This window comes from Klebsiella sp. SYXHC3, from assembly GCF_057196925.1.
On the sequence record NZ_JBXUNG010000005.1, the window covers coordinates 285863 to 312636 of the forward strand.

The 26774-nt window shown below is 55.2% G+C and carries 26 protein-coding genes; 9 read left to right on the forward strand and 17 right to left on the reverse strand.

The window, feature by feature from the left end; all coding sequences use genetic code 11:
• Positions 1-133: 133 nt before the first annotated feature.
• Complete coding sequence (locus AC2CGP_RS15565; RefSeq protein ID WP_015367155.1) at positions 134-421, forward strand: hypothetical protein; 288 nt, start codon at positions 134-136, stop codon at positions 419-421.
• Positions 422-571: 150 nt separating this feature from the next.
• Positions 572-2200 carry a long-chain fatty acid--CoA ligase gene (locus AC2CGP_RS15570; protein ID WP_042892242.1) on the forward strand — a complete coding sequence of 543 codons (1629 nt, stop codon included), beginning with the start codon at positions 572-574 and terminating at the stop codon, positions 2198-2200.
• Between the two features lie 80 nt (positions 2201-2280).
• On the opposite strand, the gene potD is transcribed toward AC2CGP_RS15570, so the two are convergent.
• The 4 genes from potD to potA are packed head-to-tail and all read right to left on the reverse strand — an operon-like array spanning position 2281 to position 6083.
• On the reverse strand, positions 2281-3327 hold the full coding sequence (gene potD, locus AC2CGP_RS15575; protein ID WP_015367153.1) for a spermidine/putrescine ABC transporter substrate-binding protein PotD: 1047 nt from the start codon (positions 3325-3327) through the stop codon (positions 2281-2283).
• Positions 3324-4109, reverse strand: coding sequence for a spermidine/putrescine ABC transporter permease PotC (potC, locus tag AC2CGP_RS15580; RefSeq protein ID WP_012968557.1), 786 nt, complete (start codon positions 4107-4109; stop codon positions 3324-3326). Before potC ends, potD begins: the two co-directional genes overlap by 4 nt.
• Positions 4106-4963 (reverse strand): spermidine/putrescine ABC transporter permease PotB, encoded by an 858-nt coding sequence (gene potB / locus AC2CGP_RS15585; RefSeq protein WP_047053791.1) that lies wholly within the window; start codon positions 4961-4963, stop codon positions 4106-4108. Before potB ends, potC begins: the two co-directional genes overlap by 4 nt.
• Positions 4947-6083 (reverse strand): spermidine/putrescine ABC transporter ATP-binding protein PotA, encoded by a 1137-nt coding sequence (gene potA, locus AC2CGP_RS15590; RefSeq protein WP_015705060.1) that lies wholly within the window; start codon positions 6081-6083, stop codon positions 4947-4949. Before potA ends, potB begins: the two co-directional genes overlap by 17 nt.
• A gap of 254 nt (positions 6084-6337) precedes the next feature.
• Here potA and pepT point away from each other — a divergent pair, with 254 nt between their 5' ends.
• Both pepT and AC2CGP_RS15600 read left to right on the forward strand, forming a co-directional pair.
• Entirely contained in the window at positions 6338-7561 is a 1224-nt protein-coding gene (pepT, locus tag AC2CGP_RS15595; protein WP_015367150.1) for a peptidase T, read from the forward strand.
• 86 nt (positions 7562-7647) lie between these two features.
• Positions 7648-8139, forward strand: coding sequence for an REP-associated tyrosine transposase (locus AC2CGP_RS15600; protein ID WP_475702341.1), 492 nt, complete (start codon positions 7648-7650; stop codon positions 8137-8139).
• A gap of 144 nt (positions 8140-8283) precedes the next feature.
• Here the strand turns inward: AC2CGP_RS15600 and AC2CGP_RS15605 are convergent, their stop codons facing one another.
• The 8 genes from AC2CGP_RS15605 to rluE all read right to left on the reverse strand — a co-directional run bounded on the left by AC2CGP_RS15605 (position 8284) and on the right by rluE (position 16162).
• On the reverse strand, positions 8284-9405 hold the full coding sequence (locus tag AC2CGP_RS15605) for a ribosomal protein uL16 3-hydroxylase (protein WP_015367148.1): 1122 nt from the start codon (positions 9403-9405) through the stop codon (positions 8284-8286).
• 85 nt (positions 9406-9490) lie between these two features.
• A complete protein-coding gene (gene phoQ, locus AC2CGP_RS15610; RefSeq protein ID WP_015705063.1) occupies positions 9491-10957 on the reverse strand; it encodes a two-component system sensor histidine kinase PhoQ in 1467 nt (488 codons plus the stop codon).
• The gene (gene phoP / locus AC2CGP_RS15615) at positions 10954-11628 is read right to left on the reverse strand and encodes a two-component system response regulator PhoP (protein ID WP_015367146.1); all 675 of its coding nucleotides are present in this window, start codon (positions 11626-11628) and stop codon (positions 10954-10956) included. The genes phoQ and phoP overlap by 4 nt, the downstream gene beginning before the upstream one ends.
• Before the next feature lie 168 nt (positions 11629-11796).
• Complete coding sequence (gene purB, locus AC2CGP_RS15620; RefSeq protein ID WP_015367145.1) at positions 11797-13167, reverse strand: adenylosuccinate lyase; 1371 nt, start codon at positions 13165-13167, stop codon at positions 11797-11799.
• Between the two features lie 3 nt (positions 13168-13170).
• On the reverse strand, positions 13171-13812 hold the full coding sequence (hflD, locus tag AC2CGP_RS15625) for a high frequency lysogenization protein HflD (protein ID WP_015367144.1): 642 nt from the start codon (positions 13810-13812) through the stop codon (positions 13171-13173).
• A gap of 56 nt (positions 13813-13868) precedes the next feature.
• The gene (mnmA, locus tag AC2CGP_RS15630) at positions 13869-14975 is read right to left on the reverse strand and encodes a tRNA 2-thiouridine(34) synthase MnmA (protein WP_015367143.1); all 1107 of its coding nucleotides are present in this window, start codon (positions 14973-14975) and stop codon (positions 13869-13871) included.
• A 56-nt stretch (positions 14976-15031) separates the two neighbouring features.
• Positions 15032-15490, reverse strand: a complete 459-nt coding sequence (locus AC2CGP_RS15635; RefSeq protein ID WP_015367142.1) for an NUDIX hydrolase — start codon at positions 15488-15490, stop codon at positions 15032-15034.
• Between the two features lie 21 nt (positions 15491-15511).
• Positions 15512-16162, reverse strand: coding sequence for a 23S rRNA pseudouridine(2457) synthase RluE (rluE, locus tag AC2CGP_RS15640; protein ID WP_032705674.1), 651 nt, complete (start codon positions 16160-16162; stop codon positions 15512-15514).
• Between the two features lie 239 nt (positions 16163-16401).
• On the opposite strand from rluE, the gene icd reads away from it, so the two are divergent.
• The 3 genes from icd (at position 16402) to yajD (ending at position 18630) form a co-directional block, all read left to right on the forward strand.
• The gene (gene icd, locus AC2CGP_RS15645; protein ID WP_015705065.1) at positions 16402-17652 is read left to right on the forward strand and encodes an NADP-dependent isocitrate dehydrogenase; all 1251 of its coding nucleotides are present in this window, start codon (positions 16402-16404) and stop codon (positions 17650-17652) included.
• 196 nt (positions 17653-17848) lie between these two features.
• The gene (locus AC2CGP_RS15650) at positions 17849-18148 is read left to right on the forward strand and encodes a hypothetical protein (RefSeq protein ID WP_063443233.1); all 300 of its coding nucleotides are present in this window, start codon (positions 17849-17851) and stop codon (positions 18146-18148) included.
• Between the two features lie 134 nt (positions 18149-18282).
• A complete protein-coding gene (gene yajD / locus AC2CGP_RS15655) occupies positions 18283-18630 on the forward strand; it encodes an HNH nuclease YajD (protein ID WP_015367133.1) in 348 nt (115 codons plus the stop codon).
• A 34-nt stretch (positions 18631-18664) separates the two neighbouring features.
• On the opposite strand, the gene AC2CGP_RS15660 is transcribed toward yajD, so the two are convergent.
• The 4 genes from AC2CGP_RS15660 to AC2CGP_RS15675 form a co-directional block, all read right to left on the reverse strand.
• Entirely contained in the window at positions 18665-19624 is a 960-nt protein-coding gene (locus AC2CGP_RS15660) for a YbgA family protein (protein ID WP_213760084.1), read from the reverse strand.
• A 148-nt stretch (positions 19625-19772) separates the two neighbouring features.
• Entirely contained in the window at positions 19773-20501 is a 729-nt protein-coding gene (locus tag AC2CGP_RS15665) for a MerR family transcriptional regulator (protein WP_045367215.1), read from the reverse strand.
• Positions 20502-20589: 88 nt separating this feature from the next.
• Positions 20590-20994 carry a cell envelope integrity protein TolA gene (tolA, locus tag AC2CGP_RS15670; protein WP_015367130.1) on the reverse strand — a complete coding sequence of 135 codons (405 nt, stop codon included), beginning with the start codon at positions 20992-20994 and terminating at the stop codon, positions 20590-20592.
• 138 nt (positions 20995-21132) lie between these two features.
• Positions 21133-21483, reverse strand: a complete 351-nt coding sequence (locus AC2CGP_RS15675; RefSeq protein ID WP_015367129.1) for a helix-turn-helix domain-containing protein — start codon at positions 21481-21483, stop codon at positions 21133-21135.
• 330 nt (positions 21484-21813) lie between these two features.
• Here AC2CGP_RS15675 and oqxA point away from each other — a divergent pair, with 330 nt between their 5' ends.
• Positions 21814-22989, forward strand: a complete 1176-nt coding sequence (gene oqxA, locus AC2CGP_RS15680) for a multidrug efflux RND transporter periplasmic adaptor subunit OqxA (RefSeq protein ID WP_126027503.1) — start codon at positions 21814-21816, stop codon at positions 22987-22989.
• Between the two features lie 23 nt (positions 22990-23012).
• Positions 23013-26165 (forward strand): multidrug efflux RND transporter permease subunit OqxB, encoded by a 3153-nt coding sequence (gene oqxB / locus AC2CGP_RS15685; protein WP_213760083.1) that lies wholly within the window; start codon positions 23013-23015, stop codon positions 26163-26165.
• A gap of 64 nt (positions 26166-26229) precedes the next feature.
• Here the strand turns inward: oqxB and oqxR are convergent, their stop codons facing one another.
• Positions 26230-26709, reverse strand: coding sequence for an efflux pump transcriptional repressor OqxR (gene oqxR, locus AC2CGP_RS15690; RefSeq protein ID WP_042892257.1), 480 nt, complete (start codon positions 26707-26709; stop codon positions 26230-26232).
• Positions 26710-26774 lie beyond the last annotated feature (65 nt).

Genomic DNA, 26774 nt, shown 5'->3' on the forward strand with positions numbered 1-26774 from the left:
TATCGCCCGGAACGTTGCCGGGCGATACTCATAATGTGTTATTTTTTAGTTGCAATATTGTGACTACCGAAGCGATATGCTGCCGTCGTTTATGGCATATTCTTACTCTCTGGCGACCAAGAAGGAGCGTGAGATGCCACCTGAGTACGTTGATTACCTGATCCTCGGCGACGAGCACCATGGCGAAACTTACAGCGATATTAAATCTACCCGCCTGGCCGTACGTTCAAAGTATGCCTCAGATGCTAAACGCACCGTTGATGATGAGCCGATGGTTGCGCCGAAAATGGTGAACTATCATGTTCACGAATATCCAGCGCAGGATGGCCGTTTCTACCTGGTGGCCAGCAACTATCCTTTAAGCCATTTCGATGTTGAGGACGCGTTGATCAAATCCCGCGTCCATCCGCTGCGCGCGTAGCACCTGGCGTTTATCGGCGGGCAGCTTCCGGCTGCCTCGTCATCAATCCCATCTTTATCCTGTCTCTGCCGCGGTGTTGATCGTTATCGTGGAAGACCCTGCGGCGATTCCATCCGCCATGCCCATCAGCCTGCATAAGGAGAGCCTGTGATGCCTTCGCCGATGATTTATCAGCACTTAACGACCTCAGCGCTACTCGAACACGCGGCGCAGTATCATCGCGAGACGGAAATCGTCTCGGTGAGTACTGCCGGAGAAATAGAACGTAGCAGTTGGGGAGAAGTGGCCCGCAACGCCCGACGACTGGCCTCGGCGCTGGCGACGTTAGGCCTGCCCGCTGGGGCCCGCTGCGGTACGTTAGCGTGGAATAACCGCCGTCATCTCGAAATCTATTTTGCCGTCGCGTCCGGCGGTTGGGTGACGCACACGATCAATCCGCGGCTGTCGGTCGAACATCTGTTGTATATCATCAATGATGCCGCCGATGAGGTGCTGTTTATTGACCAGACTTTCCTGCCATTAATACGGCAACTGCAGCCACAACTACCGACGGTTAAACATATCGTATTGATGGAGCCGCATAGTGAAGACGCGCAGGATTTGCTGCCGTCATTACGCTTTTTTGACCAGCTGTTACAGCAGGGGGATGCCGACTATTGCTGGCCTGGGTTGAATGAGCTGACGCCTGCTTCGCTTTGTTATACCTCAGGGACCACCGGCAGGCCGAAAGGCGTACTGAATACCCATCGCTCGCTGGTGCTGCATGCGCTAAGCGGCAACCAGCCGGACGGTGCAGGCATTTCAGCGCAAGATTCGCTGTTGCCGGTAGTGCCGATGTTCCACGTCAACGCCTGGGGAACGCCGTTTATTGCCGCGATGGTCGGCGCGCGGCTGGTGTTGCCGGGGCCGCACCTGGATGGCGATAGCCTGTTGCGTCTGCTGAGCGCCGAGAAGGTCAGCGTGGCTTTTGGCGTGCCGGTGATTTGGGCCGGACTGCTGGCGGCGCTGCGTAAATCGGATCTTCGCCTGCCTTATTTCAAGCGCTCCTTCGTCGGTGGCTCGGCGTTACCGCCATCGATGAGAGAAGCGTTTAAGCGCGATTATGATATTGAGCTGATCCATGCCTGGGGGATGACGGAAACGTCGCCCATCGGCACGATCAATACGCTGCTCAGTAAGCACGCCGCACTCCCGGCGGAGCAGCAGCGTCAGCAGAGTGATGGGCAGGGACGGCCGATTTTCGGCATCGATCTACGGGTGGTGGATATCGACGGGAAACCGCTACCCTGTGATGGCAAAAGTCAGGGATATTTGCAGGTTCGCGGCCACTGGGTGGTCGATCACTATTTTGGTCGCGATGAGAGTGCGCTGACCGCTGATGGCTGGTTTGATACCGGCGATATCGGCACCCTCGACGTTAACGGCTATCTGGTTATCCACGATCGGGCGAAAGATATTATTAAATCTGGTGGGGAGTGGATCTCGACCGTCGAGCTGGAGAATATCGCCATCGCCCATCCAGCGGTGCGCAGCGCCGCAGCGATTGCCGCACGTCATCCGCGTTGGGATGAACGCCCGGTGCTGCTATGCGTCCGCGCTGAAGGGGGCGAAGTCGAAGAGGCCGATCTGCTGGCCTGGTATCAGGAGCGGGTGCCGAAATGGCAGATCCCCGACCGCATAATTTTTATCGATGCGTTGCCGGTTAGCGCCACCGGTAAGGTGCTGAAGAATCGCCTTCGTGACGAGTACGGCCAGATTTTAATGCGCGAGGAAAGATGACCACCGCTGAGTCTGTGCATTGTCTACAGCATCAGGCGGGTAGGGGGAAAAAGGCGGAACCAGGGTTCCGCCTTACGGGGTTAGCGCCCGGCTTTCAGTTTCTGGTAATACTCTTCATAAATGGCGCTGGCGCTGCCGACGTCATTTTGCCATTCGCCTTTTTCGATAGTGGCGGCATCCGGATACAGCGATTTATCGTTGGCGACTTCCGGGCTGAGCATTTTGCGCGCTGCCAGGTTTGGCGTCGGATAGCCGATAGTTTCGGCTACCTGTTTCGCGACATCAGGGCGCAGCAGGAAGTTAATCAACTTCAGCGCGCCGTCAACGTTTTTGGCATTCGCCGGAATCGACAGGCTATCCATCCAGAAAATGCCGCCTTCTTTTGGCCAAATCACTTCCAGCGGGGTACCTGCCTGACGCGCGACATAAGCGGAACCGTTCCAGACCATGCCAAGGTTCACTTCGCCTTCCATATACGGGTTTGCCGGGTTATCGGAGTTGAACGCCGCGACGTTTGGCATCAGCTTTCTCAGTTCGTTATAAGCCGCTTCAATCTCTTTTGGATCGGTGGTGTTGCCGGAATAGCCCAGTTTGCGCAGCGCCATCTGGAACACCTCGCGGGCGTCATCGGTCAGCAGCAGGCTGCTTTTATATTCCGGTTTCCACAGGTCGGCCCAACTGGTTACGGTTTTCGGGTCGATAGCATCGCTATTGACGCCGATTGCCGTCGCGCCCCAGATGTAGGGAATCGAGTAGTCGTTATTTGGGTCGAAAGGTTTGTTCAGCATCTGCGGATCGAGGTTGCTGAAGTTACTCAGCTTGCTCTTATCAATCTTTTGCAGCATGCCTTCTTTGCGCATTTTGTCGACGAAATAGGTTGATGGCACCACCAGATCGTAAGCGCCGTCTTTATAGGTTTTGAGCTTGGCGTACATGGTTTCATTCGACTCGTAGGTCGAATAGATCACCTTGATGCCGGTCTCTTTGGTGAACTGTTCCAGCAGGCCTGGCGGCACGTATTCGGTCCAGTTATAGAAGTAGAGCGTTTTGCTATCGTCCGCCTGCGCGGCGCCCATGCCCAAAGCCAGAGCGCCCGCAGCGAGCAGGTGGCGTGACCATTTTTTCATTTTAACGTCCCCTGAGTTTTATCACGTGCAATTAACTGACTGGCGATAACCATCACCAGCGAAAGAACCAACAGAATCGTCGCCAGCGCGTTCACTTCTGGCGAAACGCCGACCTTCACCATGGAGTAGATCTTCAGCGGCAGGATTTCATAACCCGGACCGGTGACAAACGAAGAGACCACCACGTCATCCATCGACAGGGTAAAGCTCAACAGCCACCCGGCCGCTACCGCCGGCAGCGCCAGCGGCAGGATGATTTTGCGCAGAATGGTCATCTCGCTGGCGCCGAGATCTTTCGCCGCTTCCAGCATGCGCACATCAAAGCCTTTCAGGCGAGAGAACACGGTCACCACCACGAATGGCAGGCAGAAGGTGATATGCGAAAACAGCAGCGACCAGAAACCCAATTGAATACCGATCAGCATAAACAGCACCAGCAGGGAGATAGCCATCACGATATCCGGGGACATCATCACGACGAATAGCATTCCGCTGACGAACGGCTTACCGCGAAAACGGTAGCGATACAGCGCCACGGCGGTGAGCGAGCCGATAAGCGTGGCGAAGGTTGCCGACAGCACCGCCATGGTCAGCGAGTGCTGGGCGGCCTGCAGCAGGCTATCGTTATTCATCAGCAGGCTATACCAGTCGGTGGTGAAGCCTTGCCAGTTAATACCAAAGCGTGAACGGTTAAACGAGTTAACGATCAGAATAATAATAGGGATGTAGAGATACGCGTAAATGGCGGTCATAAAGCCGCCGCGCAGCAGTCGACCGATCATTCCAGCTCCACCTTTTTATTCAGCAGACGCGCCGCGCGCCAGTAAATCAACAACATCAGCCCCATCACCAGCGTTAAGGTAATACTGGTCGCCGCGCCGAACGGCCAGTCGCGGATATTAAGGAACTGACTCTTGATAACGTTGCCGATCAGCAGGTTTTTGGCGCCGCCCATCAGGTCTGAGACGTAAAAGAGCCCCATTGCCGGCAGCATCACCAGCAGACAGCCGGCGATAATTCCCGGCATGGTCAGTGGAATAATGATGCGGATAAAAGTCTGCAGCTTGCTGGCGCCGAGATCTTTTGCCGCCTCCAGCAGCGGGCGATCCAGTTTCTCAATGCTGGAGTAGAGCGGCATCACCATAAACGGCAGCAAAATATAGACCAGGCCGATGATCACCGCTGACGGCGTGTACATAATGCGTACCGGCGTATCGATAACCCCCAACCACAGCAGGAACTCGTTCAGATAGCCTTTGGTACTGAGGAAAATCTTCAGCCCATAGATACGGATTAGCGAGTTCGTCCAGAACGGGACGATCAGCAGGAACAGCAGCAGCGGGCGTATCTTTTGCGGCAAGCGCGCCAGGAACCACGCGAACGGATAGCCCAACGCCAGGCAGGCGAGGGTCGCCATCAGCGCCATATTCAACGAATGCAGCAGCACATCGTAATAGAGCGGATCCAGCAGCCGCGAGTAGTTATCCAGCGTGAAGACCATTTTGACGAAGTTCGCATCGTCGCGGGTCAGGAAGCTGGTGGCGATGATCATCAGGTTGGGCAAAAAAACGAACAGCACAAGCCAACCCACGATAGTGGCGATCACCACATTCTGGAATTTACTGGTGTTCTTCATCGGCCAGCACAACCTCCCAGCTTTCTACCCAGTTAATCGCCATTTTCTGGTCGAGCGAGTGGTCAAAGTCCGGATCGTCTTCATTGAAGAATTCGCTGACCATGACCATCTTGCCGTTTTCCAGCTCAACAACCGACTCAAGGGTCATCCCCTTGTAGTTGCGCTCGCGCACGTAGCCGATAAGGCCGTCAGCTTCGCTGCCGTGATGAATTTCATCCACGCGGAGATCTTCCGGACGGAGCAGTACGTTCAGCTGTTGCCCTTTTTCAACGGCGAAGTTGACGTAGATATTGCACTCGCGGCCTTCGACGCAGGCGCGTACGCGCTGTTCATCCAGACGTTCAATGACGGTCGCGTTGAAAATGTTGATTTCACCTATAAAACTGGCGACGAACAGATTCTTCGGCTCTTCGTAGATTTCACGCGGAGTGCCGTCCTGCTCGATTTTGCCATCGCGCATCACCACAATGCGGTCGGACATCGTCAGGGCTTCTTCCTGGTCATGGGTGACGAAAACAAAAGTGATGCCGAGCTTGCGCTGTAGCGCTTTGAGTTCGTTCTGCATCTGCTTACGCAGCTTGTAGTCGAGCGCCGAGAGGGATTCATCAAGCAGCAGCAGACGCGGTTTGTTGACCACCGCCCGGGCGATGGCGACACGCTGCTGCTGGCCGCCGGAGAGTTGGTGGGGCTTACGCTGGGCAAACGCCTCCAGCTGTACCATTTTCAAAGCGTCCATCACCCGCGGGGTGATTTCTGCCGCCGGGGTTTTCTGCATCCGCAGGCCGAAGGCGACGTTTTCAAACACGGTCATGTGCGGGAAAAGCGCATAGCTTTGGAATACGGTATTGACGTGGCGGTTTTCCGCCGGAACATGGGTGATATCCTGGTCTTCAAGGTGGATACGTCCGACATCGACGCTTTCCAGACCAGCGATTAGACGAAGAACGGTTGTTTTACCGCAGCCAGAGGGGCCAAGCAGGGTGAGAAATTCACCATTATTGATGGTTAAGTTGAGATCGGAGATAACGGTCTTACCATCAAAGCTTTTGCGAATTCCCGCCAGTTGTACCAGCGGAGAAAGCGAACGCGGTTGTATATTCAATTTTTGACTCTGTCCCATGTAGACGCAACGGAAAAGGGATCGCTGCGGGGTTTGTGATTAACCACCTTTGGGGTTGCACATAATTAATAAGGGCCAGCATTTTACGGCAAACGATTGTAATCGCCAATCATTGTTGTACCGCGGTGTACCACCTTTACACATAATGCATGTGAATGTATTAAATTTTGGTTTACGGGCTAAAAATGACCTGACGCAATATTTGTCTTTTCGCCCTTATTGATAATGTTGTCACAAAAAAAGAGGGTGGCCACATGGATAAATTGCTTGAGCGTTTTCTGCAGTATGTTTCTTTAGATACGCAATCGAAGCCTGGCGTGCGTCAGGTTCCCAGTACCGAAGGGCAGTGGAAGCTGCTGCGTTTGCTGCAGAGCCAGTTGGAAGAGATGGGGCTGGTCAACGTGACGCTAAGTGAAAAGGGCACGGTGATGGGGACGCTGCCGGCCAACGTCGCAGGCGAAATCCCGGCCATCGGTTTTATTTCCCACGTTGATACCTCGCCGGATTTCAGCGGCAAGAACGTGAATCCGCAAATTGTCGAAAACTACCGCGGCGGCGATATCGCCCTCGGCATCGGCGATGAAGTGTTGTCGCCGGTGATGTTCCCGGTCCTGCATCAGCTGTTAGGCCAGACCCTGATTACCACCGATGGTAAAACGCTGCTCGGCGCCGACGATAAAGCGGGCATCGCAGAGATCATGACGGCGCTGGCGACGCTGCAGGCGAAAAAGATCCCTCACGGCGATATTCGCGTTGCCTTTACGCCGGATGAAGAAGTCGGCAAAGGCGCGAAGCACTTTGACGTCGCCGCGTTTGATGCCCGCTGGGCGTACACCGTGGATGGCGGCGGGGTCGGCGAACTGGAGTTTGAAAATTTCAATGCCGCCTCGGTGACCATCAAAATTGTTGGCAATAATGTGCATCCCGGCACGGCTAAAGGGGTGATGGTTAACGCTTTATCGCTGGCGGCGCGTATTCACGCCGAAGTGCCGGCCAGTGAGGCCCCGGAAACCACCGACGGTTATGAGGGTTTTTATCACCTGACCAGCATCAAGGGCAGCGTCGACCGGGCGGAGATGCACTACATTTTGCGCGATTTCGATCGCAAGCAGTTTGAAGCGCGCAAACGCAAAATGATGGAGATCGCCAAAAAGGTCGGTAAAGGGCTACATCCGGATTGCTACATCGAACTGGTGATCGAAGATAGTTATTACAACATGCATGAGAAGGTGATTGCCCATCCGCATGTAGTGGACATCGCGCGTCAGGCGATGGTGGACTGCGATATCGAGCCGCAGATAAAGCCAATCCGTGGCGGTACGGACGGCGCCCAGCTCTCTTTCATGGGCTTACCGTGCCCGAACCTATTTACCGGCGGCTACAACTATCACGGTAAGCACGAGTTTGTCACTCTGGAGGGCATGGAGAAAGCCGTGCAGGTGATTGTGCGGATTGCGGAGCTGACGGCAAAACGTTAAAGCCAGATCCCGGTCCTGTAGGCCCGGTAAGCGCAGCGCCACCGGGCAAAAAGAGTCCATATAAACTGAAGAGGAGGGAACCTCTGATGTCAAATTATCGCCGTAGTTATATCCCCGGCGGCTGCTGGTTCTTCACCGTAAACCTGCAAAATCGCCACAGCGATCTGCTGACACGACATATTGATCATCTTCGTGCCGCGATAGCCTGTGCTAAACGTAAAAGACCTTTCCAGATTAACAGTTGGGTTGTGTTACCTGAACATATGCACTGTATCTGGACGTTGCCGGAAGGCGATTCCGATTATTCCGGTCGTTGGCGGGAGATTAAAAAGTCTTTTACGCGTGCGTTAGCGCAAAGCCAGATTTGGCAGCCGCGTTTTTGGGAACATGCCATCCGTAATGATGAAGATTATCGGCGTCATATGGATTACGTTTATATCAATCCAGTGAAACATCGGCTTGTTGGATGCGTGAGGGATTGGCCATATTCAACGTTCCACCGCGATGTGAGGAAAGGGTTATATCCTGAAGATTGGGCTGGGGATACGGTCGAAATAGATGCCGGAGAGCGGCGGTAATATGCCGGATGGCGGCTACGCCTTATCCGGCCTACGGTACCGATGCCATTTGTCGGCCCAGTAAGCGTAGCGCCACCGGGCAGGGTGTGGGTTGATGTGGTTTGTCGGCCCGGTAAGCGCAGCGCCACCGGGCAGGGTGTCGACTCAGTCCTCGAAGAACCAGTATCCGCTGTTGACCAGCGCCGCTAGCATGGCGAGGAAAGATGGGTCTTCCAGCGCATCGCCGAAATGTTCGGCGCGCAGCGACAGATGTGTTGCCAGGGCGTCTAGCGCCGGGCGGTGCGGAGAGTCGATTTTCTCGCCGTTGACGAACACTTCGCCATCGATCCGCAGCACGCGCAGGCCGCCAAGGCGGGCGAGCTTATCGCCCTGCTGCAGCGCATCGTAAATTTCATCCGGCTGGTATGGCGGCTCCGGCGGCGCTACGTCAAGCTCGTGGCGGGATTGGGTAATGAACTCGCCAAACCACTGCTTAAAGTGTTCAGGTTGGTTAATCAGCCCCAGCATCATCTCCCGCAGGCGATCCAGTTCAACCGGCAGAATATCGGCCGGATGGTCGCGGGATGGCACGTCCGGATCGGCATAGCGCTGGCTGCCCAACTCTCGTTGCAAAATATAGTCAGCAAAACCGCTGAACAGCTCGCGGGCATTCGGCGCACGATAGCCGACCGAATAGTTAAGAGAATTTTCCAGAGAATAGCCTTCATGTGGGAATCCTGGCGGAATGTAGAGAATATCGCCAGGTTCCATCTCTTCATCGATGATGGCCTCGAATGGATCAACCTGTAGCAGATCGGGATGCGGGCAGTGCTGCTTCATCGGCACCTTTTCGCCCACGCGCCAGCGTCGGCGGCCGGTGCCCTGAATAATAAACACGTCGTATTGATCAAGGTGTGGACCCACACCGCCGCCGGGAACGGAGAAAGAGATCATCAGGTCATCGATACGCCAGTCCGGCAGGGCGCGGAAGGGATGCATCAATGCCGCCGTCGGCTCGTGCCAGTTGTTCACCGCTTGCACCAGCAGCGACCAGTTGTTCTCGCTAAGATGATCGTAGCTTTCAAATGGACCATGGCTGACCTGCCATTTTCCGTCCTGATGGCTCACCAGGCGGCTGTCGACCTCGCTCTCCATGGCCAGGCCGGCCAGTTCATCCGGGCTGATTGGGTCGATGAAATTGGCGAAGCCGCGCTTTAACACTACCGGGCGTTTTTGCCAGTAGCGTTCGATGAAGTCGGGCCAGTTAAGCGTTAATTGATAGTCCATATTTATATTCCACAGCAGGTGTCTGTCTGGGATTATAACGGATGCGGCGCCGCGGCGATGCAGGCGCCGTTAAAAAACTGTTGCGTTAGCTCTCTTTATCATCAGGAAGCTGGCGGCCAAAGATAACTTCCATGCAGGCGCCGCCGAGCAGGCTGTCGCCGGTCAGGATATCGCCGTCGTACTGTTCGACGATATCGCGGGCGACAGACAGGCCTACCCCCTGACCCGGACGCAACGTATCGGCGCGCTGGCCGCGATCGAACACCGCCGTGCGTTGGTTGCGGGGGATACCGGGGCCGTCGTCCTCCACCAGAATATGCAACTGGTTGTCGTTGGTCTGGCGTACCGAGACTTCGACAAACTCCAGACAGTACTTGCAGGCGTTATCGAGAACGTTGCCCATCACTTCCATAAAGTCGTTCTGCTCGCCGACAAAGCTTATCTCCGGCGAAATATCCAGCGTGATGTTGACCCCTTTACGCTGGTAGACCTTATTTAAAGCAGAGGTCAGGCTATCCAGCAGCGGGGCGATGGGGTGCAGTTCCCGGCTGAGAAGCGCATTGCCGCTGCGCATGCTGGCGCGGTGGAGATAGTAGCCGATTTGCTGCGAGATGCGGCTAATCTGCTCCAGCATTACCGGCTCAGCTTCGCTGACGCTGATTTTCTCGCCGCGCAACGAGCGCAGGGTACTTTGCAGCACCGCCAGCGGCGTTTTCAGGCTGTGGGTTAAGTCAGTGAGGGTGGTTCGGTATTTGTCATAGCGGTCACGCTCGCTTTTCAGCAGGCGATTGAGGTTACTGACCAGGCCGGTAAGTTCACGAGTGGTGTGAGAATCGAGCCTCTCGCGATGATGTTCTTCCAGCTCGCGGACCTCTTTCGCCAGGGATTCGATAGGGCGTAAACTCCACCAGGCGGCAAGCCACAGCAGCGGAATGACCAGCAACAGGTTGGCCGCCAGCACGTAAATAAACCAGCTCCACACCATATAAGAGCGTTTTAGCTCCACCGGAATGGTGTCGACCACCACAATACTCAATTGCGGCATCGTCGCGGTGGCTGGATAGAGATTAATCGCCACCGAGTGCGTCATCTCCGAGGAGTCGTCTTCCTCGCGGATGGCGTCAAGCTGTTCGCGCATTTCATCATTATTGCGCAGCAGCAGACTACTGCTGCCAACATCGGCTTCTATTTCATGAAAGCCGTTGCTTTTCAGCCATTCAGGTTGGATCCGCTTCACCAGCCACGGGACGTCATGCTGCGCCCACAGCAGTTTACCTTTGGCGTCGTAAATCAGCGTCACCGTCGGGCTCTGCATGTTCAGGTGTTCGGGGATATCGACATCGATGTGGTTATTTTCCCACTTCGCCAGCATGTAGAACAGGTTGCTCTCGCCGCGCAGCAGGCGGAAGGTGGTTTTATCAAAGCTCACGCTGTAGCCTACCAGCGCAACCATGCCGTACGCCAACGACAGGATCAGTACCACGGCGGCGGTCGCCAGCAGAAAGCGGACGCGCAGAGAGAGCGGAAGAATATGTCGTAACACGCTTTTCATCCGCGCAGTTCGAATAAGTAGCCCTGGCCGCGCACGGTGGTGATCACGTCCTGCGGATATTGCGCCTGGATTTTCTTACGCAGCCGCCCCATCAGCACATCGATGGTGTGGCTTTCGCGGAGTTCGGCATCCGGGTAGAGCTGCAGCATTAGCGAATCTTTGCTCACCACTTTGCCGCGGTTACGGATCAGCGTTTCCATGATGGTGTACTCAAAGGCGGTGAGCTTGATCGGCTGTTCATTGACCGATAACTCGCGGCGCGATAAATCCACCTGGAACGGCGGGATCGAGATAACCTGCGAGGCCAGACCACTATTGCGACGCAGCAACGCCTGCATGCGGGCGGCGACCTCTTCGATATGGAAGGGTTTGGTGACGTAATCATCGGCGCCAGCGCTCAGCACCTCAACTTTATCCTGCCAGCCTTCACGGGCGGTCAGCACCAGTACCGGTACCGATACGTCGTGACTGCGCCAGCGGCGGATTAGCGACAGACCGTCTTCATCCGGTAGGCCGAGGTCAACGATGGCGACATCCGGGATGTGCTCGCCCAGGTAGTAGTCTGCTTCCTTTGCATCTTCCGCAGCATCCACCTGATGCCCCAATTCCTGTAGCTGGACCTTGAGGTGATGGCGCAGCAGAGCATTATCCTCAACGACGAGTACGCGCATGCCCATTCTCCATTTCATTTTCGATTTTAATAGTTTAACGCCATTATGTGGGGCTGGGGGTAAACATTATTTAAACCAGGCGGGAGAGCGCGTTTTTCTGCGTGGAAAGTGGGGGATTGCCAGGTAGCATGCGCGAAGAGATTGCCCATGCTACCTGAGTCAGGCCGGTTACTTCAGCTCGTCGACCATGGTGGTCGCGCGGCCGATGTAGTTAGCCGGGGTCATCGCCTTCAGGCGGATTTTTTCTGCTTCCGGCAGCGGCAGGCCGTCGATGAACTGCTGCATGCCTTCGGCATCAACGCGCTTACCGCGGGTCAGTTCTTTCAGCTTCTCGTACGGTTTTTCGATACCGTAGCGGCGCATGACGGTCTGGATCGGCTCAGCCAGCACTTCCCAGTTGTGGTCCAGTTCGTCCAGCAGACGATCCTGGTTCAGCTCCAGTTTGCTCACGCCTTTCAGCGTGGATTGGTACGCGATCAGCGCATAACCGATACCTACGCCGAGGTTACGCAGCACGGTGGAGTCAGTCAGGTCGCGCTGCCAGCGGGAAACCGGCAGTTTGCTGGCCAGATGCTGCATCACGGCGTTCGCCAGGCCGAGGTTGCCTTCGGAGTTTTCGAAGTCAATCGGGTTCACTTTATGCGGCATGGTCGAAGAGCCGATTTCGCCGGCGATGGTTTTCTGTTTGAAGTGGTTGAGCGCAATGTAGCCCCACACATCGCGATCGAAATCGATCAGGATGGTGTTGAAGCGCGCCATGCAATCGAACAGTTCGGCAATGTAGTCGTGCGGCTCGATCTGGGTGGTGTACGGGTTCCATTGAATGCCAAGCGAAGTAACGAACTCTTCACTGAACTGATGCCAGTCAACTTCCGGATAGGCAGCGATGTGGGCGTTGTAGTTACCGACCGCGCCGTTGATTTTACCGAGGATTTCCACCTGATTCAGCTGACGGTACTGGCGCTCCATACGGTAGGCGACGTTGGCCATCTCTTTGCCCATGGTGGACGGGGTAGCCGGTTGACCGTGGGTACGAGAAAGCAGCGGCACGTCACGGTATTGGGTCGCCAGATCTTTAATCGCGTCAATCAGCTTGCGCCAGTACGGCAGCACCACTTCGTCACGTGCGGTTTTCAGCATCAGCGCGTGCGACAGGTTGTTGATGTCTTCAGAAGTACAGGCGAAGTGAATGAATTCTGACACCGCGTGCAGCTCGGCGATATCGGCGACTTTTTCCTTGAGGAAATATTCTACCGCTTTCACGTCGTGGTTGGTGGTGCGTTCGATGGTTTTGATACGCTCCGCGTCCTCTACGCTGAAGTCGGCAACGATTTTATCAAGGAAACCGTTTGCGTCGGCAGCAAAAGCAGGAACTTCCTTGATCGCTGCGTGCGCGGCCAGTTTTTGCAGCCAGCGGACTTCTACCTGTACACGGAATTTCAGCAAACCGAATTCGCTGAAGATACCGCGCAGCGCGCTGACTTTATCGCCGTAGCGGCCGTCTACGGGGGAAACGGCGGTCAGTGAGGATAATTCCATAAATCATAACTCCGGGGTTAAATGAGCAAGAATTTGTTTTGCCTGGTTAACCAGACGATTGCGAGAAAACATGAGCTGCAGACGTCCGCCGCCAACCTGATGCCAGAGCACGGCGGAACGAATGCCGGCGAGCAGGGTAGAGCGTACCTTCGCCTGAACCTGCGGGCTTTGCAGCACGGCAGGGGAACCTGTGACCTGAATGCGCGGCCCCAGCGGACTGATGACGTCAACGTAAATGCCGGCCATCGCGCTGAGCAGCGTTTCAGATTGTAGATCAAAATGTTCTAACTGACGGCGCAGGCCGCCGATGCGGTTGCCGAGGGTATCCATCGCCCCTTTGCTGGCGGCGAGTTTACGTTCCAGCACCATCAGGCTTAATGTGTAGCGGGTGAGCTCCGCGTTGAGGCCCTGACGGCTGCTGGTATTCAGCACGCCGAGCAGAGTCTCAAGCCCGAGACGAAGATTGGCTTCACTCCCACCGAATACCGCCAGCGTTGAATCCGGGTCGAGATCGATGATGCTGTTCAGCGAAACGTGCAGGGCGTCGCTGTCGCAATGCCCCTGATGCGCCAGTTGCTGAACCAGCCGCGCCGCCTGGCATACGCCCGCCAACGCCAGAGTGATGTCATAATAATTCTTCGCCACGCTTACTCCTTGTAACCCGCCGGGCGTTAATCAGGCATCCGGCGGAAAATGGTCGATCAAGACGCCAGCGGCAGACGCTGTTCGATAATTCCGCCGCCGAGACACACTTCGCCGCTATAGAAAACAGCCGACTGTCCCGGCGTCACGGCGGCGACGGGTTCATCAAAGATAACCTCGATGCGGTCGTCATCCAGCGCCTTCACGGTGCAGGGGATGTCGGTCTGGCGGTAGCGGGTTTTCACCGTGCAGCGAAGGGTGCCCTGCAGCGGCTGACGATCGACCCAGTGTAACTGCTGGGCAATCAGGCCGACGGACATCAGACGCGGGTGATCGTGACCCTGGGCGACGATCAGCACGTTGTTTTCCACGTCTTTATCGACCACATACCACGGATCTTCGCTACCTTCTTTGGTGCCGCCGATGCCGAGCCCTTTACGCTGGCCGAGGGTGTGATACATCAGCCCCTGGTGTTCGCCGATCTCATCGCCATCGACGGTGATGATTTTGCCCGGCTGCGCAGGCAGATAGCGGCCCAGAAAGTCGCGGAATTTACGCTCGCCGATAAAGCAGATGCCGGTAGAGTCTTTTTTCTTCGCGGTGATAAGATCCAGCTCTTCGGCGATTTTACGCACCTGCGGTTTTTCCAGCTCACCGACCGGGAACAGACTTTGCGCGATTTGTTCGTGGCTGAGGGTGTAGAGGAAATAGCTCTGGTCTTTGTTACCGTCGAGCCCGCGCAACAGTTGGCTTTTGCCGTTGACATCGGCGCGGCGCACGTAGTGACCGGTGGCGATGTAGTCAGCGCCGAGGTCTTCTGCGGCGAACTCAAGGAAGGCTTTGAATTTGATCTCTTTGTTGCACAAGATATCCGGGTTCGGCGTACGGCCTGCTTTATACTCTTCGAGGAACAGCTCGAAGACGTTATCCCAGTATTCTGCGGCAAAGTTGACGGTATGCAGTTCAATACCGAGCTTATCGCAGACGGCTTGCGCGTCGGCGAGGTCGGCAGCGGCGGTGCAGTATTCCTCACCGTCGTCTTCCTCCCAGTTCTTCATGAACAGGCCTTCCACCTTATACCCTTGCTGTTGCAGAAGGTAGGCGGAAACAGAGGAATCGACGCCGCCGGACATGCCGACGATCACTTTTTTTGGACTTTCTGACATTGGAATACTCACCACATTGAACTTCAAGGCGGCGTATTCTAGCACGCGTCAACCGTTCAGGCACCCCCTGTGAACGGCCAGTTAAATTCCGCAATCAGCGACAGCGGATGCCGCGGATCCTGCTGATAGCTGCGAATGCTTTCCGCCACCAGCGGCGAGCGCAGGTTTTTAGCGTTAAGAATTTCCTCAGCGCTGAGCCACAGACAGCGATCGATGTCGCTGTCGTGCGGTTCAGTAGCGCACGTATCGTTAAGCTCAATGGCAAACAGGAAGCGCAGGAATGGCGTATTATCCGGGGCCTGCCACTGGTGCATGCGGATGAAGTGCTGCGGCGCGGCGCGAATACCGGTCTCTTCCCACAGTTCGCGCTCGGCGGCCTGCGCCAGGGTCTCATTGGCCTCAAGATGACCGGCTGGCTGGTTCCATAGCGCTTTGCCGTTAATCGTCTCTTCAACAATCAGGAATTTGCCTTTGGCGTGTACCACGCAGGCGACGGTGACGTGCGGTTTAAACATCGAGCTTCCTTATGAATGCGGTTATTCGGTTTGACGCCACTCGCCGTTGGCTAAACCATCAAGCGTATAGCCGCCCATGGCGTAGCGAATTAGCCTTAGCGTCGGAAAACCGACGTGGGCGGTCATCCGGCGAACCTGACGGTTGCGTCCCTCATAGAGGGTGATTTTTAGCCAGCGAGTGGGAATCGATTTACGCTCGCGAATCGGCGGATTGCGCGGCCAAAGCCAGGCGGGTTCATCCACCAGCTCCACGCCGGCGGGTAGGGTGGGTCCATCGTTTAGCGTCACTCCGTCGCGCAGCGCGCGGATCGCTTCTTCTGTAGGTTCGCCTTCCACCTGAACGAAATAAATCTTGCCGGTGCGCTTGCCGGGCTGGGTCAGTTTTGCCTGTAGCGCGCCGTCGTTGGTCAGCACCAGCAGACCTTCGCTGTCGCGGTCAAGGCGACCGGCAGCGTAAACGCCGGCGACAGGGATAAAATCCTTCAGCGTGCGACGCCCGGACTCGTCGGTAAACTGCGGCAACACATCGTAGGGTTTATTGAACAAGATCACAGTTTTAAGCTGGCGTTCTTTACGTTGTCTGGTCACTTGTTGTGTGCTGAATCGCTCAACGCGATGTTTTCTAAATGAAGTTTTCTGCATGGTATTTTCAGGCTCTCTCAATTGCCGCATTATAGCCTAATTACGAATGCCTTTCATGGACGCAAACATTCAGGTAGTATTGACATGCTCATTACAAATTATTAACAAAAAATTGCTCAAACCGATTCGCAATACAGGCAGGAAGGCAACACGGACGCGAATCTCCGGTTAGCGGGGCAACCCGGTACTCAGGAGTAGGCCGACTAAGCCAACACCAGGCTCGCGTGAAGAGGGAAGAGCAGAACCAGAAGCGCTCGAAGGAGAGGTTAATGGAAAGCAAAGTAGTAGTTCCGGCGGAAGGTCAGAAAATCACCCTGCAAAACGGCAAACTGAACGTCCCTCATAACCCGATTATCCCGTTCATTGAAGGCGACGGTATCGGTGTTGACGTTACCCCAGCGATGCTGAAAGTGGTTGATGCCGCCGTTGAGAAAGCCTATAAAGGCGAGCGTAAAATTTCCTGGATGGAAGTTTACACCGGTGAAAAATCTACCCACGTTTACGGCCAGGATGTCTGGCTGCCTGCTGAAACCCTCGATCTGATTCGTGATTACCGTGTTGCTATTAAAGGTCCTCTGACGACGCCAGTTGGCGGCGGCATCCGTTCTCTGAACGTGGCGCTGCGTCAGGAGCTGGATCTCTACGTTTGCCTGCGTCCGGTACGTTACTATCAGGGCACCCCGAGCCCGGTTAAACACCCGGAGCTGACCGATATGGTTATCTTCCGTGAAAACTCCGAAGATATTTATGCGGGTATCGAGTGGAAAGCAGACTCTGCCGAAGCTGACAAAGTTATCAAATTCCTGCGCGATGAGATGGGTGTGAAGAAAATTCGCTTCCCGGAACATTGCGGTATCGGCATCAAGCCGTGCTCTGAAGAAGGGACCAAACGCCTGGTACGCGCCGCTATCGAATATGCGATCACTAACGATCGTGATTCCGTGACCCTGGTGCACAAAGGCAACATCATGAAGTTCACCGAAGGCGCGTTCAAAGACTGGGGTTACCAGCTGGCTCGCGAAGAGTTCGGCGGTGAGCTGATCGACGGCGGCCCGTGGGTGAAAATCAAGAACCCGAACACCGGCAAAGAGATCGTGGTTAAAGACGTGATCGCCGATGCGTTCCTGCAGCAAATCCTGCTGCGTCCGGCTGAATACGATGTTATCGCCTGTATGAACCTGAACGGCGACTATATCTCTGACGCCCTGGCGGCGCAGGTTGGCGGTATCGGTATCGCGCCGGGCGCCAACATTGGCGACGAGTGCGCGCTGTTCGAAGCCACCCACGGTACCGCGCCGAAGTATGCCGGCCAGGATAAAGTGAACCCAGGTTCCATCATCCTGTCTGCAGAAATGATGCTGCGCCACATGCAGTGGTTTGAAGCCGCAGACCTGATCGTTAAAGGCATGGAAGGCGCCATCGCCGCCAAGACTGTGACCTATGACTTCGAACGTCTGATGGAAGGCGCTAAACTGCTGAAATGCTCTGAGTTCGGCGACGCGATCATCAAAAACATGTAATCCATTTTTCTGGATTAATGCGAAACGGGAGCCTAAGGGTTCCCGTTTTTATTTGTTGTGTACCGGGTTATCCATAATTAAATAACAGTGAGCTATTCATGCCCGCTGCCGCTTGCTACGGTAAATCATCCATTGGCTGTATTTATTGCCATATTTTTCCTGGTTTTTTCAGGTTATTATTATTAGAGGTGATATTATGAAAAAGATTATTCTGACCCTGGTATTAGCATCAGCAAGTATTTCTGCCTTCGCGGGTTACCATCCGGTCGCAAGGACCGCAGCTGTAGCCTCAGCCGATCATCCGGTGGCGGTCGCGGCGGCAACCAGTGATAATGGCAACCATCCGGTGGCGCGCACCGCGGCTGTCGCCACAGCGGACCATCCGGTGGCGGTGGCGGCGGCAACCAGCGATAACGGTCGCCATCCTGTGGCGCGTACCACGGTTGTCGCTTCAGCGGATCATCCGGTCGCGGCGGCGGCAGTGACCAGCCATTAATAATCATCTTCCCGGCGCCACGCCGGGATTTTGCCCCCGCCCACCTCAGCGCATCGATTTCCTTTCCTGCTCCGTTTTACGCTATATTGGCGCTATTATCGTAAATTATCTATTTATCACAGGTAACATCTGCCATGGCTTTGATCCCCAAAAACTACGCCCGCCTGGAAAGTGGCTATCGCGAGAAGGCGCTTAAAATTTATCCATGGGTATGCGGACGCTGCTCGCGCGAATTTGTCTACTCCAACCTGCGTGAACTGACGGTACATCACATCGATCACGATCATACCAATAACCCGGAAGATGGCAGCAACTGGGAGCTATTGTGCCTCTATTGCCACGATCATGAGCACTCCAAGTACACTGAGGCCGACCAGTACGGTACCAGAGTGGTGGCCGGTGAAGATGCGCAAAAGGATGTCGGTGAAGCCACCTACAATCCTTTTGCCGATTTAAAAGCCATGATGAACAAGAAGAAGTAGTCACGCTTCGTCGTAATTGCACACCGCCTGGCGGTTAATTAACACCCAGGCGCAGGGCTAAAGCCTGCGGGTAGGGATCAAAATAGTTTTGCGTCTGCAGATAGCGATCAGGATACTCGGCCAGGTAATGCTTAAGCAGCGTAAGGGGCGCCAGGATTGGGAGCAGCCCCGCGCGATAATGCAGTATCACGTCACGCAGCTCGCCGCGCTGGCGGCTATTCAACCGTTCGCGGAAATAGCCCTGAATATGCATCAGCACATTGGTGTGGTTTTTCCTGGAGGCGGTGTTTTTCAGGATCGCCATCAGCTTATCGCGGTAGGCGACGAAAAAGGCATCCAGGTCTTGCCATTGATGCATCGACGCGACGAAAGGGCCAATTTCTCGATAGCCGGCATGATGATGCGCCAGTAGCTGCAGTTTATAGCGGCTATGAAAATCCATTAACGCCCGACGGGTCAGGCCATTGCCCCGCAGCGTATTCAGTTCATGCAGGGCGAAAAGACGCTCGACAAAATTCTCTCTTAACTGCGGGTCGTGCAGTCGTCCATCCTCTTCTACCGGCAACCACGGATAGGCTTCCATCAACGCGTGGGTAAACAGGCCGGTTCCTTCTTTGCGCCCGCGGTTGCCTTTTTCATCATACAGGCGCACGCGTTCCATGCCGCAGCTCGGTGATTTGGCGCAGACGATAAAACCTGCTAATTCGCCAAGCCCAGGCAGGTAACCGGCGGTAAAGTCCGCCATTTTGCCCGTGACATCGTCATGCGGCTCGCTGCTAAAACGCATCTGAATCTCACCTTCGTCGGTCCGCACCAGGCGCAGAGCCGGACGAGGAGAGCTGAGACCGATGGCCATTTCCGGACAAATGGGTTTGAAGGTTACCCACGGCGCCAGTTCATCCATCGCAAATGGCAATCGTTTATGTCCGCCATCAAAGCGCACGGACGAGCCGGTTAAACAGCCGCTGATGCCAATGACAGGTTGCTTATTCATGGCGTACTCCTCGCTTTGTTCTCACTGGATGGGCCATCGCGCAAAAACGTTTAGCCCGATACATTAAACTTACACAATCACGTATTTTTGTCCAAGTTTTTGGCGTGCTTTTTTAGCGGAGAACATGGCGTAGGGGAGCAAAGCTTTTTTACAAGAAGATAACGTCCAGAGAAATAACCAATTGACGCCAGAGATCTATCTGTCTCTGGCGTGCGGCGGTGAGCTGGCCCGTGGTCACCAGCAACCAGTGGCGTTGAGGAAATATTTCCGGGGCCAGCGCGGTGGACGGCATCGGTAGCACATCGATGCGATGACCTTGTCCGGTACGCATGAGCGCTTCCAGCCAGATTTCACATGGGTCGCTCAGGTGCCAGCCGGTAATCAGAGAGTTATCGCCCGGCGCGCGTTTATCGCCTTCAAGACAAAAAGAGGTGTAGGAGATAATGATGCCGTCGAGGATCTCACGTAGGGTCTGCATCGCCGGCACATTAGCCGATACTTTACTGCGTAACGGGCGCAATACGTTGGAAACCAGCTCAGGGCGGGGATTTTCCCGACCGGCATCGTAGATCAGCTGGCGCAGGGATTCGATTTTTCCCTCTTTCAGCCGCTGCAGCATATTGTCCTGCAGGACAAGCCAGTTATCACCAGGGCCGGCGTCAGGACGGGTCAACAGCGGTTTAACCTGGCTTACAGGCACGCCTTTTTTTACCCAGTCGAGAATTTTTAGCGCCAGTTGGACATCATCATCGTTATAGAGGCGGTGGCCTCCATCGGTACGTTCGGGTTTTAGCAGGCCGTACCGGCGTTGCCAGGCCCGCAGCGTGGTCGCATTGATGCCGCAAAGACGGGAAAATTCGCCGATGGAGTAGGACATTCCGTATACCTGATAACAGAGATTGTTTTTAATATACTACGAATTACGGTCGGTTGAATGCCATGCTGCTGGTAATAAAGCGCTAGTCTTATGCTTTAAAATCAATACTGGTATTTTTAAACGTCTGATAAGCGTCATCATCCGGCGCGGCGGGAATGTCTGCTTGCATAAATGCGGCTACAACAGTGTTGCATAGTTCTTCATCACCCTTTTCCACGGTAGCGGAATTTACGGTGCCATCACGCTGCAGCGACAAACGAATCCGACAGGTTTGCCCGGGATACTCCACGGAATCAGGCATTTTTGCCCTGATGGCGGTCATTATCTGTCGGGCGTAGGTAGCCCGACTTGATGGTTTCGACGAAGGGAGGCTGGCGAACAGATCGTCTACTTCAGTGGCGCTCGCCGCCGCGCGCGGCGTGGGCTGATGATGGTGACAACCTGCCAGCAGTAAAGGGAACAATAACAACACCAACGGCGATTTGTTCAGCATGGTAACGCGTCCTTGTTTGTTTGGTATGGGCCAATCATAACGGTAGGCGCTACGCCCTGATAGCTGCTAAACATAGGTGCTTCTACTGTTCGCTCGCCGATTCCCTGAGGACGATTATCACGACGGTTATTACGACTGTTAGCGTAAATGCTGTGTTTCTGCGCCGCAGATACTGCGTCGCCAGGCGCCGGGCGCCTGACCATACTGGCGCTTGAAGCTGCGGTTAAAGGATTGCTGGGAGTCGAAACCCAGTGCGATCGCCACGTTTAAAATAGGCTCGTCGCTGTTGGCTAAGCGTTCGACCGATCTTTGTAGCTTATGCATGCGAATATATTCAGCGAGAGGGTAACCGGTGTGCTCCTTGAAGATCCGCTGCAGGTGCCATTTCGAATAGCCCGCACGCCTGGCAACGGTCTCAATATCCAGACGGCTCTCGAGATTGTTGTCGATCCAATCGAGTAGATCGTGAATAACCGCAGCAGTGTTCATCTTGTTGCTCCACGCAGATAATAAAAGCATCTTTAATTGTTGCATTTAAGGTGGCCCGTTTTAGCATTAATTGCAAGTTTTATTGTTGCAATTAATCCCCTGCCTGAAATGGGCTTTTTTCGATCCAGAAGAATAGCACATAAAGTGCAACAATTATTCTTGCACTTAGTTTAGCGCCTTCCTACAATCGCCGCGATAGTGTATTCGCAACTGTTACAGTTTTGTGGCGATGAACGACACAAATGGCCTCAAGCCTGCCCGGACAAAGGAAGTGGCGCAGCGTCTCCCGCAGCGTCTTGCCCGGCGGCGACAATTACCGGAATAAAAATAATGAGCCTGCAAAAAACCTGGGGAAAACGTCATCTGACTGCAGTAGGTATGGTGCTACTCTCGGCGCTGCTCACCGGCTGCGATGAAGGCGTCGCGCAAAACGCCGCGCCGCAAGCGCCTGCCGTCAGCGCCGCTGAGGTGGTGGTGAAATCCATTAGCCAGTGGGATAGCTTTAATGGCCGGATTGAGGCGGTGGAAAGCGTGCAGCTACGTCCCCGCGTTTCTGGTTATATTGATAAAGTGAATTACACCGACGGTCAGGAGGTGAAGAAGGGGGAGGTGTTATTCACCATTGACGATCGAACCTATCGCGCGGCGCTGGAACAGGCGCAGGCAACCCTGGCGAGAGCGAAAACGCAAGCCAGCCTGGCGCGAAGTGAAGCAAACCGTACCGATAAATTAATCAATACCAATCTGGTTTCCCGTGAAGAGTGGGAGCAGCGCCGCTCCGCTGCGGTCCAGGCGCAAGCGGATATTCGCGCCGCCCAGGCGGCGGTTGATGCCGCGCAGCTTAATCTGGATTTCACCAAAGTGACCGCGCCCATCGACGGCCGCGCCAGCCGCGCGTTGATCACCAGCGGTAATCTGGTCACCGCTGGCGATACCGCCAGCGTGCTCACCACGCTGGTGTCGCAAAAAACGGTTTATGTCTACTTTGACGTGGATGAGTCGACCTATCTTCACTACCAAAATCTTGCCCGTAGCGGGCAAGGGGCCTCCAGCAGTCACCAGGCATTACCGGTTGAGATCGGCCTTGTGGGCGAAGAGGGCTACCCTCATCAGGGTAAAGTGGATTTTCTGGATAATCAGTTAACGCCGAGCACTGGTACGATCCGCATGCGCGCGCTGCTGGACAATTCGCAGCGTCTGTTCACGCCAGGGCTCTTTGCCCGTGTCCGCTTGCCGGGCAGCGCTGAATTCAAAGCCACGCTTATCGACGACAAAGCGGTACTGACCGATCAGGACCGTAAATATGTCTATATCGTTGATAAAGAGGGTAAAGCCCAGCGTCGCGATATTGCGCCGGGGCGGTTGGCTGCCGGTTTACGTATCGTCAAGCAGGGGCTGAACCCTGGGGATAAAGTCATCGTCGATGGTTTGCAAAAAGTGTTTATGCCGGGAATGCCGGTTAACGCGAAGACCGTTGCCATGACCACCAGCGCCGCCCTCAACTGATCCCTTATCTGAGAATCCGCCATATGGACTTTTCCCGCTTTTTTATCGACAGGCCGATTTTTGCCGCCGTGCTGTCGATTCTGATTTTTATCACCGGCTTGATCGCCATTCCGCTGTTGCCGGTCAGCGAATATCCTGATGTCGTACCGCCTAGCGTGCAGGTGCGGGCGGAATATCCCGGCGCCAACCCGAAAGTGATCGCCGAAACCGTGGCGACGCCATTGGAAGAAGCCATCAACGGCGTCGAAAATATGATGTACATGAAGTCCGTCGCAGGCTCTGACGGCGTATTGGTCACTACCGTCACTTTCCGTCCGGGAACCGACCCCGATCAGGCGCAGGTTCAGGTGCAAAACCGGGTCTCGCAGGCCGAGGCGCGTCTCCCGGAAGATGTGCGCCGTTTAGGCATCACCACCCAGAAGCAATCGCCAACGCTGACGCTGGTGGTGCATCTGTTTTCACCCGGCGGTAAGTACGATTCACTGTATATGCGTAACTACGCCACGTTGAAAGTAAAAGATGAACTCGCGCGTTTGCCCGGCGTCGGGCAGATCCAGATTTTTGGCTCGGGTGAATATGCGATGCGCATCTGGCTGGATCCCAATAAGGTTGCGGCGCGCGGGTTAACCGCATCGGATGTGGTGACGGCGATGCAGGAGCAAAACGTTCAGGTTTCCGCCGGACAGCTGGGCGCCGAGCCGCTGCCGAAAGAGAGCGATTTTTTGATCTCTATTAACGCCCAGGGGCGTCTGCATACGGAAGAAGAGTTTGGCAATATTATTCTGAAAACGGCGCAAGACGGTTCGCTGGTGCGCCTGCGCGACGTGGCGCGTATCGAAATGGGCTCGGGTAGCTATGCGCTACGTTCCCAGCTTAACAATAAAGACGCGGTCGGGATTGGTATTTTCCAGTCGCCGGGGGCGAATGCTATCGATTTGTCTAACGCCGTACGCGCGAAAATGAACGAACTCTCCACCCGTTTCCCGGAAGATATGAAATGGGCGGCGCCGTACGATCCGACCGTGTTTGTGCGCGATTCGATTCGCGCGGTGGTGCAAACGCTGCTGGAAGCGGTAGTGTTGGTGGTGCTGGTGGTGATTTTGTTCCTGCAGACGTGGCGTGCGTCGATTATTCCGCTTATCGCGGTGCCGGTATCGGTGGTGGGCACCTTCAGCATTCTTTATCTGCTGGGCTTTTCGCTGAATACCCTGAGTCTGTTCGGGTTGGTACTGGCGATCGGTATCGTCGTGGATGATGCCATCGTGGTGGTGGAAAACGTCGAACGAAACATCGAAGAGGGGCTGGAGCCACTAGCGGCGGCGCATCAGGCGATGCGCGAAGTCTCCGGGCCGATTATCGCTATCGCGCTGGTGTTGTGCGCGGTGTTTGTGCCGATGGCGTTCCTCTCCGGGGTAACGGGGCAGTTTTATAAGCAGTTTGCGGTGACGATTGCGATATCGACGGTGATCTCCGCCATCAACTCCCTGACGCTCTCGCCAGCGCTGGCTGCGCTGCTGTTAAAACCGCACGGCGCGGCGAAAGACTTCCCGACCCGGCTTATCGATCGCTTGTTCGGCTGGATTTTCCGTCCGTTTAACCGTTTTTTCCATCGTAGCTCAAACGGCTATCAGGGGCTGGTAGGCAAAACGCTCGGGCGACGCGGCGCGGTGTTTGTGGTCTACGTCCTGCTGCTCTGCGCCGCTGGCGTGATGTTTAAAGTCGTACCCGGCGGGTTTATTCCGACGCAGGATAAACTGTATTTAATTGGCGGCGTGAAAATGCCCGAAGGCTCTTCACTGGCGCGCACCGACGCCGTGATCCGCAAAATGAGCGAAATCGGTATGAATACCGAAGGCGTGGATTATGCGGTGGCTTTTCCGGGGCTTAATGCACTGCAGTTCACCAATACGCCGAATACCGGGACGGTCTTTTTTGGTCTGAAACCGTTCGATCAGCGAAAACACACCGCAGCGGAAATTAATGCCGAGATTAATGCCAAAATCGCGCAAATTCAGCAGGGCTTTGGTTTCTCGATTCTGCCGCCGCCGATTTTAGGGCTGGGTCAGGGTTCCGGCTATTCACTGTATATTCAGGATCGCGCCGGTCTGGGTTATGGCGCGTTGCAAAACGCAGTGAATGCGATGTCGGGTTCGATTATGCAGACGCCGGGGATGCATTTCCCGATCTCGACCTATCAGGCGAACGTGCCGCAGCTGGATGTGCAGGTCGATCGAGATAAAGCGAAAGCGCAGGGCGTGTCGTTGACCGACCTTTTCGGGACGCTGCAAACTTATCTGGGGTCATCGTATGTGAATGACTTTAACCAGTTTGGGCGTACCTGGCGCGTAATGGCTCAGGCTGACGGGCCGTTCCGCGACAGCGTGGAAGATATTGCTAATTTACGCACCCGCAATAATCAGGGCGAAATGGTGCCGATTGGCAGTATGGTGAATATTAATACCACCTACGGACCGGATCCGGTGATTCGCTACAATGGTTATCCGGCGGCGGATTTGATTGGCGATGCCGATCCCCGCGTGCTCTCGTCCACCCAGGCGATGACGCAGCTGGCAGGCATGTCTAAGCAGATACTACCGAATGGGATGAATATTGAGTGGACGGATCTCAGCTTCCAGCAGGCCACGCAGGGCAATACGGCGCTGATCGTCTTCCCGGTCGCGGTACTGTTGGCGTTCCTGGTGCTGGCGGCGCTATATGAAAGCTGGACGCTACCGCTGGCGGTGATCCTTATCGTCCCGATGACCATGCTCTCCGCGCTGTTTGGCGTCTGGCTGACCGGCGGCGACAATAACGTATTTGTGCAGGTGGGGCTGGTGGTGCTGATGGGGCTGGCGTGTAAAAACGCGATTCTGATTGTCGAGTTTGCCCGCGAACTGGAAATTCAGGGCAAAGGGATTATGGAAGCGGCGCTGGAAGCCTGTCGTCTGCGCTTACGCCCGATTATCATGACCTCGATTGCCTTTATTGCCGGGACGATTCCGCTGATTCTTGGCCATGGCGCGGGGGCGGAAGTGCGCGGCGTCACCGGGATCACGGTGTTCTCCGGTATGCTCGGCGTGACGCTGTTTGGGCTGTTCCTGACGCCGGTGTTTTACGTGACGCTGCGAAAACTGGTGACGCGCGGCGAACCGGTTAGGGACGTCCTGCCTGAGTAGGTCGCTGCTAATAACAAAAAACCGCCTTTTCGTTTAAGGCGGTTTTTTTTTGCAACAAGAAAAGTTAATGCGCTTCTTTATAGCGGGCAGTCAGCTCAGGCAGCGGATCGCAGCCGCTGGTATCGGCTTTTTTGACCTCTTCCAGGGCGCTTGCCACGGTATGGCGAGCTAACACCGCGAGCGACGCCTGCTCGGCTTCATCGGCTACGGACTTAAAGTACCAGCAAGCGTTGGCGCTGATCACGCAGCGAGCCGGGACATCAGGGCGGGACGCCCACAGTTTTTTATCTTCAATAACGGAAAGATAGATATCACGCAGCGTGATTTGATCGGCAGGACGGCCAAGATGAATAGAGCCGTTGCGGCCAAGCGTGGAGACGATGATGCCGTCGCGGGTGAGCGGAACCATGAGTTTACGGATAAAGCTCGGGTTGGCTTCCAGGCCGTAGGCCAGGATCGCACTCGTCGAACGTTCACCCAATTGCTCCGCCATCGCTACGCTGAGAACCATCTGCAAAGCTGTCGGGAAGCGGTAATCTAACATTTTCTTGTCCTGGGTTGCGGTGAATCTTGTTCTTTTTGGCACCGCAGAGGTAAATAATCAGTGAG